This window comes from Capnocytophaga sp. oral taxon 332 str. F0381, assembly GCF_000318275.2.
Classification (GTDB): Bacteria; Bacteroidota; Bacteroidia; order Flavobacteriales; family Flavobacteriaceae; genus Capnocytophaga; species Capnocytophaga bilenii.
Map to the genome: position 1 here is coordinate 63,309 of NZ_KB291295.1, position 15,965 is coordinate 79,273.

Consider the following 15,965-nt stretch of genomic DNA (forward strand, 5'->3'; position numbering starts at 1 on the left):
GCTCATCCTTCGCTCAAGGTTCGCTCAAGGTTCGGGGGGAAATTTTGAATGTTGATAATTAATCATTGACAATTAAACATTATTTTGTACCTTTGCAACCTGCTAATCCCATTGGTAAATCACAAATTACAAATGGTCATTTATTTTGTTTTCTGAAAATATGAATTTTGAACTAATAAAAACTGATACTACTACTAAAGCTCGTGCTGGAAAAATCACTACTGCTCACGGGGTGATTGAAACTCCTATATTTATGCCTGTAGGCACATTGGGAACGGTGAAAGGTATTCACCAACGCGAACTAAAAGAAGATATCAACCCTGATATTATCTTAGGTAATACTTATCACCTTTATTTGCGCCCCAGCACTGCTATCTTGGAAAAAGCAGGTGGATTACACCAATTTATGAATTGGGATAGGAATATTCTTACTGATAGCGGAGGGTATCAGGTCTATTCGCTGGCTGCTAACCGCAAAATTACGGAAGAAGGTGTAAAATTCAAAAGCCATATTGATGGTTCGGCTCATTTTTTTTCACCCGAAAAAGTAATGGAAATAGAGCGTAGCATCGGGGCTGATATTATTATGGCTTTTGATGAATGTACCCCCTACCCTTGCGATTACGCATACGCCAAAAAATCTCTAAAAATTACCCACCAATGGCTTGACCGCTGCGTGGCTCACTTGGATAAAGTGCCTGCTATGTATGGCTATGAGCAAAACTTATTCCCCATAGTGCAAGGCTCTGTTTTTAAAGATTTACGAATACAATCGGCTGAATATATAGCAAGCAAAGGGGCTGCAGGCAATGCCATAGGAGGGCTCTCTGTGGGCGAACCTGTGGAACAAATGTACGAAATGACCGAGCTGGTGTGCGACATACTGCCTGCCGACAAGCCGCGTTACCTAATGGGTGTGGGTACCCCTATCAACATTTTGGAAAACATTGCCTTGGGGGTAGATATGATGGATTGTGTGATGCCTACGCGCAATGCTCGCAACGGAATGCTCTTCACCTCGCAAGGGACTATCAACATTAAAAACAAAAAGTGGGAAGATGATTTTTCGCCCATAGACCCCGATGGGCATACTTATGTGGATACCTATTACAGCAAAGCTTATTTGCGACACTTATTTGCTGCCAACGAATTTTTAGGCAAACAAATTGCTTCAATACACAACTTAGGCTTCTATTTGTGGCTGGTGCGTGAGGCAAGACGACAAATAACAGCAGGTACTTTTGCCGAATGGAAGACAATGATGGTAAAAAATATGTCGAACAGATTATAAAAAAGCAAAATATATGAAAATAATTGACTGGTATATATTAAAGCGTTATCTGGTAACCTTTTTTATGATGATTATTTTGTTCATACCGATAGGTATTATTATAGATTTATCGGAAAAAGTAGACGAAATGATAGAAAGAAAAGCACCATTAAACGAAATATTGCTATATTACGTTAGCTTTATTATATATTTTGCCAACATATTGTTTCCCATACTCCTATTTTTGTCAATTATATGGTTTACTTCAAAATTAGCCAATAATACTGAGATTATAGCCATACAGAGTTCGGGCGTGTCGTATATGCGCTTTCTGCGACCTTACATTATAGGGGCTACGTTGATTTCGGTAATTGTGTTCTTTATGAGTATGTTTATCGTACCTGCGGCAAGTACTGTTTACAACGATTTTTGGAATAAATACATACGCTCGTCTAAGGTAGAAAGTGTAAGCGATTTGTACAATCAGTTTTCAGAAAATGATTATCTGTACGTAAGTTCGTTTAACTACGGCGAAAAGCGTGGGTACAATTTTTCGGTGGAGCATTTTGATGGTATTCGCCTTGTTGAGAAAATTAATGCGGAAACAATACAGTGGATTGATAGTACAAAAACCTATCAGCTCATCAATTACTCAAAGCGAAAAATAGGTGCCACTGACGATGTAATCATCAAAGGGGAACAGCTTGATACTATCTTCAAATTTAAGATAGACGATTTAATGCCGATGGAATATACGGCTGAAAACAAAAACTTATTTGAGCTGGACAAGTTTATAGAACGCGAACGTATGAAAGGCTCACCCAATCTGAATATGTATTTGCTGGTAAAATACAGGCGGTGGGGGGCTATCAGTACTGCCTTTATCCTTACGCTCATAGGGGTAGCGGTATCCTCAGTGAAAAAGCGAGGAGGTATGGGTATCAACGTGATGGTAGGGGTAGTAGTAGGTTTTAGCTTTGTGTTCTTTGACCGCGTATTTGGAACGCTGGCACAAACAGCCAACGGCTTATCGCCACTAATGGCTGTGGTTATCCCTAATGCCATATTCCTGACATTGGCAATATGGCTGTTGAAAAGAGTAAGGAGTTAGGTTTATGGAATTAGTAAAAGCCAAAAAACACTTAGGGCAGCACTTTTTAAAAGATTTAAATATTGCTGCTAAAATAGCCGATACACTTTCGTATACCGGTTACGACAAAGTAGTAGAAATAGGCGCTGGTATGGGGGTGCTCACTCAGTTTTTGCTACAAAAAAACACTGAAGTATATGTAGTAGAAATAGATAAAGAGTCGGTTGCCTATTTAGAAGCACATTATCCAGCTTTACGAGGTAGAATTATAGGCGATGACTTTCTGAAATACGACATTGTAGGTTATATAGGCAGTCCTTTTGCTATTATAGGCAACTTTCCCTACAACATATCATCGCAAATTGTCTTTAAGATGCTTGAATTGCGCCAATATGTGCCTGAATTTAGCGGAATGTTCCAGAAAGAAGTTGCTGAACGCATTTGTGAGCCGCCAGGGAGTAAAACTTATGGCATACTTTCGGTATTGGTACAAGCTTTTTACGAGGTTAGTTATCTTTTTACAGTGTCGGAAACGGTGTTCAATCCTCCTCCTAAGGTAAAAAGCGGCGTGATAAAATTAGTGCGCAAAAAAGACTTCGGGTTGGCTTGCGATGAGGGCTTGTTTTTTGCAGTAGTAAAGGCGGCTTTCAACCAAAGGCGCAAAACCCTCAGAAATAGTTTAAAAGCCTTGCTAACAAACGCTTCTCATAAAGATAACCCTATTTTTGATAAACGCCCTGAACAATTGGGATGGCGAGAATTTGTAGAAATTTGCCTGATGATAGGCTAACAAAATTCAATCATTAAAACATTACATTATGGCTTCTTTCAAAATAAGTGATGAACTAATAGGGCGTATTGAAACGCTCATTGAAGAAAAAAACAACCACGAGCTCACACAGCTCTTGGGCGACCTTCACTATGCCGATATTGCCGAGATTATTCACGAGCTTGCCATTAAAGACGGTGTTTATATCATTAGGCTTATTGATGCTGAAAAAACATCGGATGTACTAACGGAATTAGACGATGATTACCGCGATAAAATATTAGAAAACCTATCGGCTAAAGAAATTGCCGATGAGCTGATAGAACTTGATACTGATGACGCGGTAGATATTATCTCGGAACTACCCGAAGACCGAAAAACAGAGGTCATATCGTATATAGAAGACGTAGAACACGCCAAAGATATAGTAGAGCTACTGCGCTATGACGATAACACGGCAGGGGGGCTTATGGCTAAAGAGTTGGTAAAAGTAAACGAAAACTGGAATGTACTAAAGTGCGTGAAAGAAATGCGCGAACAGGCGGCTTACGTTACCCGTGTGCATTCTATATATGTGGTTGATGACCACGATGTACTGAAAGGACGCCTCTCGCTAAAAGACTTGCTAACGACTTCTACACGCTCGGAAGTGAAAGATATTTATATTCCTAAAGTGGATTATGTGTACGTAACCGATACTGCTGAAGAGGTAGCCCACATAATGTCTAAATACGACCTTGAGGCAATACCCGTAGTAGATGAAATGAAGCGACTTGTGGGGCGTATTACAATAGACGACATCGTGGATGTGATAAAAGAAGGTGCGGAAAAAGATTACCAATTGGCAGCGGGTATCACCAACGATGTAGAGGCTGACGATAGTGTTTGGAAACTAACATTGGCGCGCTTGCCTTGGTTGCTAATAGGTATGTTTGGCGGATTGGGAGCGGCAAGTATCATCAATGGTTTTCAAGATGCAATGAACAAATACCCTATACTGCTAATATTCATTCCGCTTATTCAGGCAACCGCTGGGAATGTAGGGGTACAATCCTCGGCAATTGTGGTACAAGGGCTGGCTAATAACACTATTGATGGGGCTATCATCAAGCGACTGCTGAAAGAATTTTTGCTGGGGCTCATCAACGGAGGTACTATTGCAGGAATTGTCATATTAGTAAGCCATTTTGCTTTTCAGGCTGAATATTTGGTAAGCATAACGGTAGCTATTGCCTTAGTTACAGTAATTGTGAATGCAGCTGTTATAGGAACTTTTATCCCTATATTGTTACACAAACGAGGTATAGACCCTGCCGTAGCTACGGGGCCTTTTATCACTACCAGCAACGATGTGCTGGGTATATTGATTTACTTTTTTATAGCGAAGAACATTTTAGGCTTTTAAGTACAGTTATGGTGTGGCAGGCTACTATAGCGGCAGTTTCTGTACGCAACCTTGTATCGCCCAACGATATAGGCTGAAAGTGTTGCGCAAGGGCTGTAGTAATTTCGTCAGATGAAAAATCGCCCTCGGGACCTATAAGTATCATAATGCGCTGGGCATCGTTAGGAAGTATATGGCTTAGCATTTGCTTGTGGGTATCCTCACAATGAGCGATAAACTTGGCAGTAGCATCAGGCTGCAATTGCTTGAAGAAATCGGAAGATTTTATAGGGGGATTCAGCTGTGGCAAATAACACTGCAACGATTGTTTCATTGCCGAAAGAATAATCTTTTGAAAACGCTCTATCTTGAGGACAGTACGCTCAGAATGCTGGCAGATAATGGGGGTAATTTCATCAACACCTATTTCGGTAGCTTTTTCTAAAAACCATTCATAACGCTCGTTCATCTTAGTAGGAGCTACTACCAAATGCAGATAATAGGGACGGCGTGGCTGGGGCGTGCATTGGGTAATAGCTACTTCGCACTGCTTGGGCGAAGCAAAAGTGAGTTGCCCCTGAAAAAGAAGCCCTTTACCATTGGTAATATGAAGCGTATCACCTTGCTGCAAGCGAAGCACTTTAGCAATGTGCTGGCTTTCTTCTTTGTCAAAAAAGAAATGAGAGGTATTGTTATCCAATGATTTATGATAAAATAATTGCATTTTAGTACTTAGTTATTAAGAGGTGAAAAAATATATAGTGAATTGGTTATTAGTTTTTTAGAGTGCAAAAATAGTAAATAAAGAGCAAGGAGAAAAAAAATATTTGAAAAAAAAACACTTTTTTGCTTTGTAATTATAAAAAATGCCTTACATTAGCACCCGAAAAAGAGTAATATTTATGAAACGAATAATAGTAGACTACAACAAGCTTACCAGTGAGATACTTGCAATGCTGGTAGAAAAATACCCTGACGGATATACCGACTCGGATGTTATCCGTTTTAAAAACGCTAAAAATGAAACGGTAGATGCCTTAGAAGTACGCACTGAAGATACTATTTATTTGGTAAAAGTGAGCACTCGCTTGGCTGATACTATGGAAAATTATGACGAAGACGACTACTTTATGAATAATCAAGAAGAGGAGATATCGTCTAACACGGTAGATATTCCCGATGAGTCGTCATTAGATGAAGATTAATATTTAAAATCCTTTGGAATATGATAACAACGTATATTCCTTATCACGACATTCGCTTTTTTTCAAAACTCATCTGTGATTATATAGGGGAGCGGGAAGAAGTGCGACCTTTTTATCACCATTTTCCAAAAATAGAAGAGTTTAAGCTTCAAATAGAGGAAAAGAAGAAGAGTTTTAGCAAAGAAAGTCGTGAAATATTAGTAAAAAGCCTACAAAATCAGTACTCAGAGTTAAAAACAAGCCCTAAAGTACTGAAAAATATTGTGCAATTGGGCGATAGTAATACTTTTACAGTTACTACAGGACACCAATTGAGCTTATTTACAGGGCATTTGTACTTTATTTTTAAGATTATCTCGGTTATCAATACTACTAAAAGGCTATCAGAAGCATACCCCGACTGTCATTTTGTGCCTGTATATTGGATGGCTACTGAAGACCACGACTTCGAGGAGATAAACCACTTTCATTTGAGCAATCGCACGCTTTGCTGGAACTCTGAACAAACAGGAGCTACAGGGGCTTTTGATACCAAAGAGCTAACAGCTGTATTCAATACTTTTAGCAAGGCTATTGGCACCAGCAAAGATGCTGAAACACTAAAAAGACTCTTTGAAAATAGTTACCTAAAGCACAGCACTTTAGCTGAAGCTACACGCTACTTGGTGAATGAGCTTTTTGAAGATTACGGTGTTGTAATTATTGACGGTAATGAGGCCTCCTTAAAACAACAGCTGATACCTTACATAAAAAACGACCTGCTACAGCAAACGGCTCATAATGAGGTAAACCGCACTATCGCGGCATTACAAGCCGTAGATAAACTGTACCCTGTGCAAGTAAATCCGCGTGAGATAAATGTATTTTACTTAGTAGAGGGACTTCGCGAACGTATCGTGCGTACTGAAGAAGGGTTTGAGGTGCATAATACGGCTATCAAATTCACCGAAGAAGCACTATTAAAAGAGCTACAAGCCCACCCGGAACGCTTTTCACCCAATGTAATACTTCGCCCCTTGTATCAGGAAGTAATATTGCCCAATTTGGCTTATATAGGCGGAGGTGGTGAAATTGCCTATTGGTTGGAGTTAAAGGGCTTTTTTGAGAAAGAAAATGTGCCATTCCCAATGCTAATGTTGCGTAACTCGGCAATGTTGGTTTCGGAAAGGCAATTAGAGAAAATAAAGAAGCTATCACTTTCACTCACCGATGTATTCCTAAAACCCGAAGACTTAAAAAACCTAAAGGTAAAGCAGTTATCTGAATTTCCTATAGATTTTAGCCCTCAAAAAGAAACTCTGAAGGCACAATTTGCCCATTTATATACTTTGGCTGAAAGAACAGATATTACCTTTAAGAACGCAGTAAAAGCACAAGAAGTACGGCAGCTAAAAGGATTAGAAAAATTAGAAGCGCGCCTACTAAAAGCACAAAAGCGCAAATACGATGTGCAATTGGAGCAAATAGTAGTATTACAGAGTGAACTTTTCCCCAATAACACCTTACAAGAGCGCTTTTCCAACTTCACCGATTTTTACTTAGTAAAAGGCGAACAGCTCATAAGCGAGTTGGTAAATGATTTTAACCCTTTTGATTTTCGGTTTGTAGTGGTACAATACTAAGCTAAATCATAAAAAATGTATAATATAAAACTGTGTAAATATACCTTTCGCATAGGTATAATTACACAGTTTATTTTATTAGTACTGCCAGCAGAAGGAGCTTATACATAAATTTCGTATTGATAATGAAATAGTTATAAAAACAATAGCAAAATAATAAAGTTTGGCACGGAATTTTCAATATAGTAATCAGAAATAAGGTTGTTTGTTTTGACAATATAAAACAAAAACTTATGTAAAAAACTTTATTACTTCTTATAGTAATATATTTCTGATTTTCTTCATATCTTTGGAGTTAGTAGTAGTATTTATATGCATTGTGAAAAGAGGCTCTCTAATTAGTTTTAGAGAGCCTTTTTTTATGCATTATAATATCACTTTAGTAAGGTAATCGCCTGTATTAGGCCCTTCGTGAAAGAGTAAATCTAAAACCGACAGATTAGGTATAAACCCGTGCTTATCGGCAAATATTTGGTGATACTCAGGCATCGTAACGGGGTATTGTTTTTTGGCACTACTCAAGTAACGATAATCAGCAATTGATGGAGTTGCTTCGTATATTTCGGTTTTATCAAAGTTCACATCTGTTTGCAGGCAAGCCAATAGCGTTTCTATGGTATCTATATTTACATCTAATAAGAAAGTGTAAGATTTTTCAAAAATACGCACCAAATCATCTTCGTAATACTCAAAATAAGGCGAAGTGCGATAAGCGGTTTCTAAACTCTTCCAATGCAATCGTTGCCAAGCAAAATGGTCTTCTACTTTCACATCTCGGAATAGTTGCCTACCAGTATCGCCGCCCACGTGCTTTATAGGCAGGTTGAGTGCCTGCTTGCCATTAGCCCCATATATATAGGTACGATTGCGGAGGGTTTGTTTTTGGTAGTTATCTGATACCTCAAGCACACAAGGATTGCACCATATAAGGTGAAATTGTGCTATAGATGGAAAATAAGTGGGGTGTAATAATACTTGCTCTATCATTATTCTTTTACTTTCTTCTTTTTAAAGGTACTATACAAAAACCACAAAGCCAACGCTCCAAGCACATAATACAAGTATGATTTAGGCTCTCCATCTCCATTAATAGTAGTAATAAGCCGTTCCCAACGTATCTTTTTAAAGCCCGATTGGTGTTTATCCAAGCTCATCCATATCAGTACAGGCTTACCCACTATATGGTCTTCGGGTACAAAACCCCAAAAGCGGCTATCTTCAGAGTTATGTCGGTTATCCCCCATCATCCAATAGTAGTTTTGAGCAAAAGTATATTCTGTAGCCTTATTGCCATTGATAAATATATCATTCCCCTTCACCTCCAATGTATTATGTTCATAATCTTTGATAATACGCTTATACAAAGGCAAGTTCTCTATAGTTAGCGGCACTTTAGTTCCTTTTGCAGGAATGGTAATAGGTCCATAGTTATCTTCATTCCACGCATATTGAGGCGAATGAGGGAATACCAATGGGTTATATACCCCCGCTTTGTTAATCTGTGGTATTACCGATTCTATATTGGGGTTATTTTTCAAATATTGTGCTACTTCTTGCGTAAGAGAGCTAAACATATAAGTATTTTCTATAGGCTTACCCGTAGCATCTTCAAGTTGCCCAAAGGGGTCGGTTACGCCAAATTGTTGATACATCAGTTGCGGGGTAAGAACTATATGAGGTTTGGTAACCACATAATACGATGTTTGGAGCTTAGCACGCACAGGATATACCTCTTTAGCGCCGTTTATCCACACATCGCCGTTTTTTATTTCCAAAACATCACCAGCTACTGCTACGGTGCGCTTCACGTAGTTAGATTTTTTGTCAATAGGCTTATCAATATGTATTTTAGATTTATCCCTAAAAAATCGCACCGTATCGGTAGGCCAGTTGAACACCGTAATATCGTTGCGCTCTATTTTTTGCAGAGCAGGCAAACGAAAATAAGGTAGCTGTGGCACTTTAATATATGACCTTGTGCCTACCAATGGAATCGAGTCGTGTACCATTGGTAATGATAGAGGTGTCATCGGGATACGTACTCCGTAATGAAATTTACTCACAAAGAGAAAATCGCCTACCAATAAGGTTTTTTCTAATGATGAAGTAGGTATCATATAAGGCTGAATAAAGTAACTATGGATAACTGAGGCAGCTACTACAGCAAAGAGTACAGCATTCACCCAAGGCGATACGTTCTTTTTAATAACCTCATTATCTTTACCCAAATACTCTGTTTTAGGAAGATACATTACATAGGCAGTATAAAGCCCCAAAGTAAGAACAGAATACAGCGTATAGCGTTTTTTGCGGTAGCCAAACACGTGCAGCCATTCATAGGTCATTACTACATACATAATATTGCCTATCACAGGCATATATAGCAAGAAAAGCCACCACCAAGGGCGTCCTATAATTTTCAGGAATATCACCGTATTATAAAAAGGCACAAAAGCCTGCCAAGCTGCATAACCTGCCTTCTGATAGCCTTTCCAAAGAAAAAGCCCATTTAGTAATTGTGCTACGATTAAAATATATATGTACAACATTTTCTTTATTTTAGTATTATTTGTTTATTTGTTTTTTAAGAAATTCGGCTACCCCATCTTCTTTGTGATGCAAGGTAACGTATTTAGCTATCTGTTTCACCTCTTCACGAGCATTGGCTACAGCTACACCGCAACCTACCCCTTGTAGCATCTCCAAATCGTTGTAGTTATCACCAAAGGCTAATGCCTCTTCTAAGGAAAAATGATATATTTCATCCAAAATCACCTTTATCCCTGTTAGTTTAGATACACTCTTGTCCGAAAGCTCTATATAAGTTTCTTTTCCCCTATATATTTGCATCGCATCGGCAAATTGTTCGTTTAGCAAAGCAAACATTTTGCTTATCAGCTGTTCTTCTCCCATCAGCATTAGCTTGTGAGCCCCTTTTTGGGCAAGCTGCCATTGGGTGAGCACTTCGCGATTGGGTAACACTTCTGGTTTTACCAAAGTATTGTTTTCCTCACGCTGTGCCCATTGGTCATATTCAGGCACATACCACTCGTTGTTGTTATAAAAACTGATGTGAATCTTCCCTTGAAAATACTGCTCATTTAGGGCAACTACTTTCTCTAAAACAGCAAACGGAATCGTTGTCGAGTGCAAAATACGTTCGCCGTTAGTTACCAGTCCGCCGTTATAGGCTATAAGCGGCAAGCCATTAATGCCTAAATCATTTTGCAAGTGGTACATTTGGCGCGGCATACGCGATGATACCAATATAAAAGGAATCTTTCCTGCGAGTTTTTTTACCTCGTTAATTGTGTTATTTGATAGCGCACGCAAGCCATTTAGCAACGTACCATCAATATCTGAAAAGATGATTTTATACATCGTTTTTATATTTTATTTTTTTTATTTCTATTTTGAGTGCAAAGATAATACCATTTTTTTATTTATTAGCTACAAATTCAATTATATCCCTAACACTTCTTGCATCGTATGCACTCCTTTTTTGTTTACTAACCATTCGGCAGCGATTACTGCACCAAGAGCAAAGCCCGTACGGCTGTGGGCTGTGTGTTTAATCTCAATCGTATCTACCTCGCTTTCGTAGGTAATAATGTGTGTCCCTGGGGTAGTACCTATGCGTTTTGCCTCTATCGGGATAGTCTTTTCATCGGCAGTAGCACCCAGTTGCCAAGCGGTTTTATCAGTTTCGGCTATGATACCCTCTGCCAAAGTGATAGCTGTACCACTAGGGGCATCAAGTTTTTGGGTATGGTGTATTTCCTCTATATGCACGTTATAGTTATGCAGGGGTGCCATTAGTTTGGCTAACGTTTTGTTCAGGGCAAAAAAGATATTCACCCCCACGCTGAAGTTAGAAGCGTACAGAAAAGCTGTATGGTGTTCTTCACACACCTTTACAGCCTCGTCATAGTGAGCCAACCATCCCGTTGTACCAGCCACCACAGGCACACCTTGCGAAAGACTATGGGTTATATTCTGGTAGGCACTTTGTGGGGTGCTAAACTCAATTGCTATATCGGCAAGGGTGATATCGTAATCCGTATGAGGGTTATCTATTTTCAAAACAATCTCGTGTCCGCGTTGGGTAGCTATTTGCTCAATAGCTTTTCCCATCTTGCCATAACCAAGTAATGCTATTTTCATCTGTTGTTAAATGTCTATTTTTCTTAATAATCTAAGTTGATGTGTGTAGTTGCGCAGTTCGTTATTGAAGATACCTATATGGTCTAATCGGTCTATACGCACCTTGCCATACGAATGTATAATTTTATTGTCACCTAATAAAATACCTACGTGAATGATATTTCCTTCTTCGTCATCAAAAAAAGCCAAATCGCCTGCTTTGCTTTCTTCCAAAAAACTTATAGACGAGCCACAAGATGCCTGTGCTTGCGCCGTACGTGGCAGATGTACCCCACATAGTTTGAAAACAATTTGTACCAAGCCAGCCGCATCTATGCCAAAGGGCGTCCTACCTCCTGCCAAAAAAGGAACATTGATGTATTCTTTGGCAGTTGCTACTACACTTGGGTGGGGCGCTCGCTGGGTAGATTGCGACGTGTGCAACAAATGATTATGCGAAAAAGTAGCGCCTTTGGGTATGTGCAAGTAAAGGTCAGCGCCCGTTTTGAGGCGCAATTTTGTAAGCCATTTGTGTGCGTATTTTTCTTTCTTTTTCAGCGCTTTTTTATAATCTTTATCACTAATTTCGGTAAACTGATTAGTAGCTACCCAACCCTCACTATTGTCGTATAGCAAGCGTATCAAGCACCAATTATCGTGTTTTTCGGTTACCTGCAAAAGTTCGCCAAAAAGCAACTGAGTGCACATTTCGGCACTCTCGCAAGGCGATACCCGTACGGGTACTACACTCAAATGACATATTCCATAAGGCGTTTCTAATATCTTCATATACTTTTTATTAGTACGAATTTTCTATTCTACAAAATACGACAAACGTATGGCTCTGAAATTGCCTATACTCTGAAAGCTAACTTCTATGCGCTTTATTTGCTGTCTGGCTTGCTGAAATACAGCGTTTCGCAAGGGCAATTTCAGCAAAATCTCTTTTATATACTCATTCCTGATACGCGAAATAAGCGGAAATTCAGGACCCAACACTTCTATTTCAGAGCCGTTAGCAAAAGTTTCACGCAAAGCATTTGCCAGCCAAGCTGCTCCTTCGTTGATACGATTAAAATCGGAGTGCTTGAGCGTTATTTTTATCATCTGTACAAAAGGCGGATAGCGAAACGCTTGCCGTTCTTCTATTTGGTACTGATACATTGCTCTAAAATCGTGTCGCAATACTTGCTGAATCACAAAGTGCTGGGGGTTGTAGGTTTGTATCAGCACCTTCCCCTGCCTATCGCTTCTGCCTGCTCGCCCCGATACCTGCAAAAACAGCTGAAAACTGCGTTCGTAAGCCCTATAATCGGGGTAGTGAATAGAGGCATCGGCGTTCATCACTCCCACAAGTCCTACATTGGCAAAGTCTAAGCCTTTGGTAATCATCTGTGTACCTACTAATATTTGTGTTTCCTGTTGCTCAAATTTTGCCAGTATTTTTTCATAACCATACTTGCCATTGGTAGTATCCTGATCCATACGGTCGGCAACCACATTGGGGAACAGCAAGTTCAGTTCGTCTGTTATTTGTTCGGTGCCAAATCCTTTGGTTTTCAAATCCACACTACCGCAAGCCACACAAGTTTTAGGCATCGGTATTACATAGCCGCAATAGTGGCAACGCAACTGCTGACTGCTTTGGTGATAGGTAAGGCTCACATCGCAATGCGGACATTGGGGCACGGTACCACAATGCATACATTGCACTACAGGGGCGTAACCTCGCTTGTTTTGGAAAAGCAGCACCTGCCTCCCCTCCCCTATTGTACGATTGATCTCTTCAATAAGCACATCCGAGAAATGCCCGGTCATTCGCTTTCTATGATGTTTGTCTTTAATATCTATAAGAACCATTTCGGGGGGCAAAAAGCTCCCATAACGCTTTGCTAAATACACATAGCCATATTTTTCCTTCTTAACGTTGTGCATCGTTTCTATTGAAGGGGTTGCTGTGCCTAATAGCGTTTTAGCATTCCATTGGCTAGCAAGCATTATAGCGGTATCGCGCGCTTGCAAGTGTGGGGCTGGGTCAAATTGGCGATACGAATTGTCGTGCTCCTCATCTATAATCACCAAGCCCAAATGAGTGTAAGGTAAAAATACTGCCGACCGCACCCCTACTATCAGTTGGGCTTTAGGCTTATTAGCAAGTACATTCTGCCATACCTCTACCCGCTCGTTGATACTGTATTTAGAATGATATACCGATAGGTTTTTGCCAAAATGCTGCTTTAGCCTATTGATAAGATGCACAGTAATAGCTATTTCGGGCAACAAATACAGTACCTGCTTGCCCTGTTGCAAATAGGCTTCAATAAGCTCTATGTATATTTCGGTTTTCCCCGAAGCGGTTACTCCGTGCAGCAAAACCGTGTTTTTGTGTTCTAATTGTAGTTTTATATGCTTTAATGCCTCCTGCTGAGCCTCTGTAAGGTTGTTTTTCTTGTCGGTTTGGTCTTCGGCAAAGCTAATTCGGTCTTTTTGAAGGTAATATTCTTCAAAAATTCCTTTATCTACTACTGCTTTTAGTATTGCAGGCGTTACTTCGGCTTTTTCTATCAAGGTTTCAGCCTTTAGGGGGGCTTTCTCTCGATTGATATAATCAAAATAAGCCATTAGCAGTTGTTTTTGTTTTACAGCCTTGTTCAGCAATGCCAACGCTTGCTGCAATCCCTCTTGTGATTGATAGGCTTCAGCCAAGCGAATGTATTTTATGAGTTTAGGCACATAGCGTTCGCGTAACTTTTCCGATAGTTTAGCAGCTCCCTTATCTACCAAGTTAGCAAGTACTTTCAGTGCCTTGCGTTTGGGAAGCAGCTGGTGTACTTCGCTCACTTTCAGTGCCGATTTATAGTGTAGAGCCTCATACCCCTGCCATTCATCATCGGTAAAACGCTCGGTAGGGAGGTCTTTTTCAGCCAATTCTATTACGGTTTCACTTTCCAGCAAAAAAGCTACGGGCATAGCCGTTTTAAGCACTTCACCCAGCGAACACATATAAAAATTGGCTATCCATTGCCAATGCTCAAGTTGTTGAGGAGTAACAATAGGCTGCTCGTCTAGTATATAAGCAATTTCTTTGGTTTCGTAATTAGGCTCTTGGGTATGCACGGTATGTACTAAAGCTGTGTATATCTTTGCTTTGCCAAAAGGCACTGCCACACGCATCCCTTGTTGTAAGAAATGTGCTTCTTCCTCATTTACTTGGTAAGTGAACAACTTTGGCAACGACAAAGGCAAGATTACATCTACATAGTACATCATTCATTCTTTTTAAGTTGCATAAGAGCAGCATTAAGTTCAAAACCAAGTAGTAATATATTAGCATTCAGCCATATATACAACAAAAATATCAGCAATGCACCAATAGAGCCATAAAGTTGGTTATATTGTGAGAAATTTTCTATATAAATACCAAAAAGATAGGTAGTTAAACCAAACAGAAGCATTGTAAGCACCGAACCAGGAGAAAAGAACTTGCCTTGTTGCCCCTCAATAGTGCCAAAGTAAAACAATATTGATGTACCAAAATAGGTGATAAGGGCTACAAACCCTATTTTTGAAATTTGTAAAAGAGTTTCGTTGGTAGTAAGGAAATTAATTTTATCTAAGTAAGGCACTAAGTACACCTCGTAGTAGATAAACATAACTACAACAAAAAGTATGAGCAGTGCCAAAATGATAGCCACCATTAGGGCGTAGAGGTATTGCTTTATGTAAGTGCGTGTAATATGAATGTGATAAGAGAATTCAAAGCCTCCAAAGATAGCCACAATGCCATTGGTCATCAAGAAAATAGAAAGAAAGAACACCGAAGAGAGCAAGCCACCACGTTTTTTTTCGGCAATATCAAAGAAAATATTTGAAAAAAAATCGTGAGTACCTGGTGGTAACAAATCGTTGATAAACGACCAAAAATCCACCTGAAAGTTTTCTATAGGGATATAAGGAATGAGGTTCAGTATAAAAAGGAGAAAAGGAAATATAGCCAAAAAGAAACTATAAGAAATAGCACTTGCGCGCGTAGTAACTGTCCCTTTGATTATACCTACGATATAAAGATGCAGCAAGTCATAAAGTGAGAAAGCATTTTTGGAGAGCCTCACGCTTTTAAGTAGTGCAACAAGCTGTTTCACAATAGGAAGACTAAAGAGCTTATCTTTTAAAATCATTGGTTATTAATTTGTTACGTTTTTTTTATATGTGAAATAAGAGAGCGTATGCCCCAATAAGGCAAGAGCACACAAAGCAACAAAAGCAGCCAAAATCCTATAAGAAAAATGGCTGTAAATAGCAAAAAACCTAAGTATTGAACTATTGGTAACATATAGGTTTGATTATCACGGTGCAAATATAATAAAAAACAAGTAATTACCAAATTTTTTATTTTTATATACACCGCTGGCGCAAGCTTGTAGCTTGTACCCAATTCAAAATTCTTCTCAGCGAAGGTTGAGCGAAGGTTGAGCGAAGGTT

Annotated in this window: 15 protein-coding genes; 6 read left to right on the forward strand and 9 right to left on the reverse strand. The window is 39.4% G+C overall.

Annotated elements, in window-relative coordinates:
* The first annotated feature begins 160 nt into the window (after positions 1–160).
* Genes tgt through mgtE form a run of 4 tightly spaced genes read left to right on the forward strand, consistent with a single transcriptional unit; the run spans position 161 to position 4,534 of the window.
* Complete coding sequence (tgt, locus tag HMPREF9075_RS05230) at positions 161–1,291, forward strand: tRNA guanosine(34) transglycosylase Tgt (protein ID WP_009415450.1); 1,131 nt, start codon at positions 161–163, stop codon at positions 1,289–1,291.
* A 13-nt stretch (positions 1,292–1,304) separates the two neighbouring features.
* Positions 1,305–2,381 carry an LptF/LptG family permease gene (locus HMPREF9075_RS05235; RefSeq protein ID WP_009415451.1) on the forward strand — a complete coding sequence of 359 codons (1,077 nt, stop codon included), beginning with the start codon at positions 1,305–1,307 and terminating at the stop codon, positions 2,379–2,381.
* A 4-nt stretch (positions 2,382–2,385) separates the two neighbouring features.
* Positions 2,386–3,150 carry a 16S rRNA (adenine(1518)-N(6)/adenine(1519)-N(6))-dimethyltransferase RsmA gene (gene rsmA / locus HMPREF9075_RS05240; protein WP_009415452.1) on the forward strand — a complete coding sequence of 255 codons (765 nt, stop codon included), beginning with the start codon at positions 2,386–2,388 and terminating at the stop codon, positions 3,148–3,150.
* Positions 3,151–3,178: 28 nt separating this feature from the next.
* Entirely contained in the window at positions 3,179–4,534 is a 1,356-nt protein-coding gene (gene mgtE, locus HMPREF9075_RS05245; RefSeq protein WP_009415453.1) for a magnesium transporter, read from the forward strand.
* On the opposite strand, the gene HMPREF9075_RS05250 is transcribed toward mgtE, so the two are convergent.
* The gene (locus tag HMPREF9075_RS05250) at positions 4,506–5,237 is read right to left on the reverse strand and encodes a 16S rRNA (uracil(1498)-N(3))-methyltransferase (protein ID WP_009415454.1); all 732 of its coding nucleotides are present in this window, start codon (positions 5,235–5,237) and stop codon (positions 4,506–4,508) included. The genes mgtE and HMPREF9075_RS05250 overlap by 29 nt on opposite strands.
* Before the next feature lie 178 nt (positions 5,238–5,415).
* On the opposite strand from HMPREF9075_RS05250, the gene HMPREF9075_RS05255 reads away from it, so the two are divergent.
* Together HMPREF9075_RS05255 and bshC are read left to right on the forward strand one after the other, a co-directional pair.
* Positions 5,416–5,718: a hypothetical protein gene (locus HMPREF9075_RS05255; protein WP_009415455.1), complete on the forward strand. Its 303-nt coding sequence runs from the start codon at positions 5,416–5,418 to the stop codon at positions 5,716–5,718.
* Positions 5,719–5,738: 20 nt separating this feature from the next.
* Positions 5,739–7,340, forward strand: a complete 1,602-nt coding sequence (gene bshC / locus HMPREF9075_RS05260; protein ID WP_009415456.1) for a bacillithiol biosynthesis cysteine-adding enzyme BshC — start codon at positions 5,739–5,741, stop codon at positions 7,338–7,340.
* Positions 7,341–7,706: 366 nt separating this feature from the next.
* Here bshC and HMPREF9075_RS05265 read toward each other — a convergent pair whose 3' ends face one another.
* The 8 genes from HMPREF9075_RS05265 to HMPREF9075_RS14070 form a co-directional block, all read right to left on the reverse strand.
* Positions 7,707–8,327: a WbqC family protein gene (locus tag HMPREF9075_RS05265; RefSeq protein WP_009415457.1), complete on the reverse strand. Its 621-nt coding sequence runs from the start codon at positions 8,325–8,327 to the stop codon at positions 7,707–7,709.
* A complete protein-coding gene (gene lepB / locus HMPREF9075_RS05270) occupies positions 8,327–9,889 on the reverse strand; it encodes a signal peptidase I (RefSeq protein ID WP_009415458.1) in 1,563 nt (520 codons plus the stop codon). The genes HMPREF9075_RS05265 and lepB overlap by 1 nt, the downstream gene beginning before the upstream one ends.
* A 16-nt stretch (positions 9,890–9,905) precedes the next feature.
* Positions 9,906–10,721, reverse strand: coding sequence for a Cof-type HAD-IIB family hydrolase (locus HMPREF9075_RS05275; RefSeq protein WP_009415459.1), 816 nt, complete (start codon positions 10,719–10,721; stop codon positions 9,906–9,908).
* Positions 10,722–10,802: 81 nt separating this feature from the next.
* Entirely contained in the window at positions 10,803–11,504 is a 702-nt protein-coding gene (gene dapB / locus HMPREF9075_RS05280; RefSeq protein WP_009415460.1) for a 4-hydroxy-tetrahydrodipicolinate reductase, read from the reverse strand.
* Between the two features lie 6 nt (positions 11,505–11,510).
* Positions 11,511–12,272: a C40 family peptidase gene (locus HMPREF9075_RS05285; protein ID WP_009415461.1), complete on the reverse strand. Its 762-nt coding sequence runs from the start codon at positions 12,270–12,272 to the stop codon at positions 11,511–11,513.
* A 24-nt stretch (positions 12,273–12,296) separates the two neighbouring features.
* Positions 12,297–14,750 carry a primosomal protein N' gene (priA, locus tag HMPREF9075_RS05290; RefSeq protein WP_034556922.1) on the reverse strand — a complete coding sequence of 818 codons (2,454 nt, stop codon included), beginning with the start codon at positions 14,748–14,750 and terminating at the stop codon, positions 12,297–12,299.
* Positions 14,750–15,661 carry a YihY/virulence factor BrkB family protein gene (locus HMPREF9075_RS05295; protein WP_009415463.1) on the reverse strand — a complete coding sequence of 304 codons (912 nt, stop codon included), beginning with the start codon at positions 15,659–15,661 and terminating at the stop codon, positions 14,750–14,752. The genes priA and HMPREF9075_RS05295 overlap by 1 nt, the downstream gene beginning before the upstream one ends.
* A 14-nt stretch (positions 15,662–15,675) precedes the next feature.
* The coding region (locus tag HMPREF9075_RS14070; protein WP_009415464.1) for a hypothetical protein at positions 15,676–15,965 on the reverse strand (290 nt) is incomplete at its 5' end.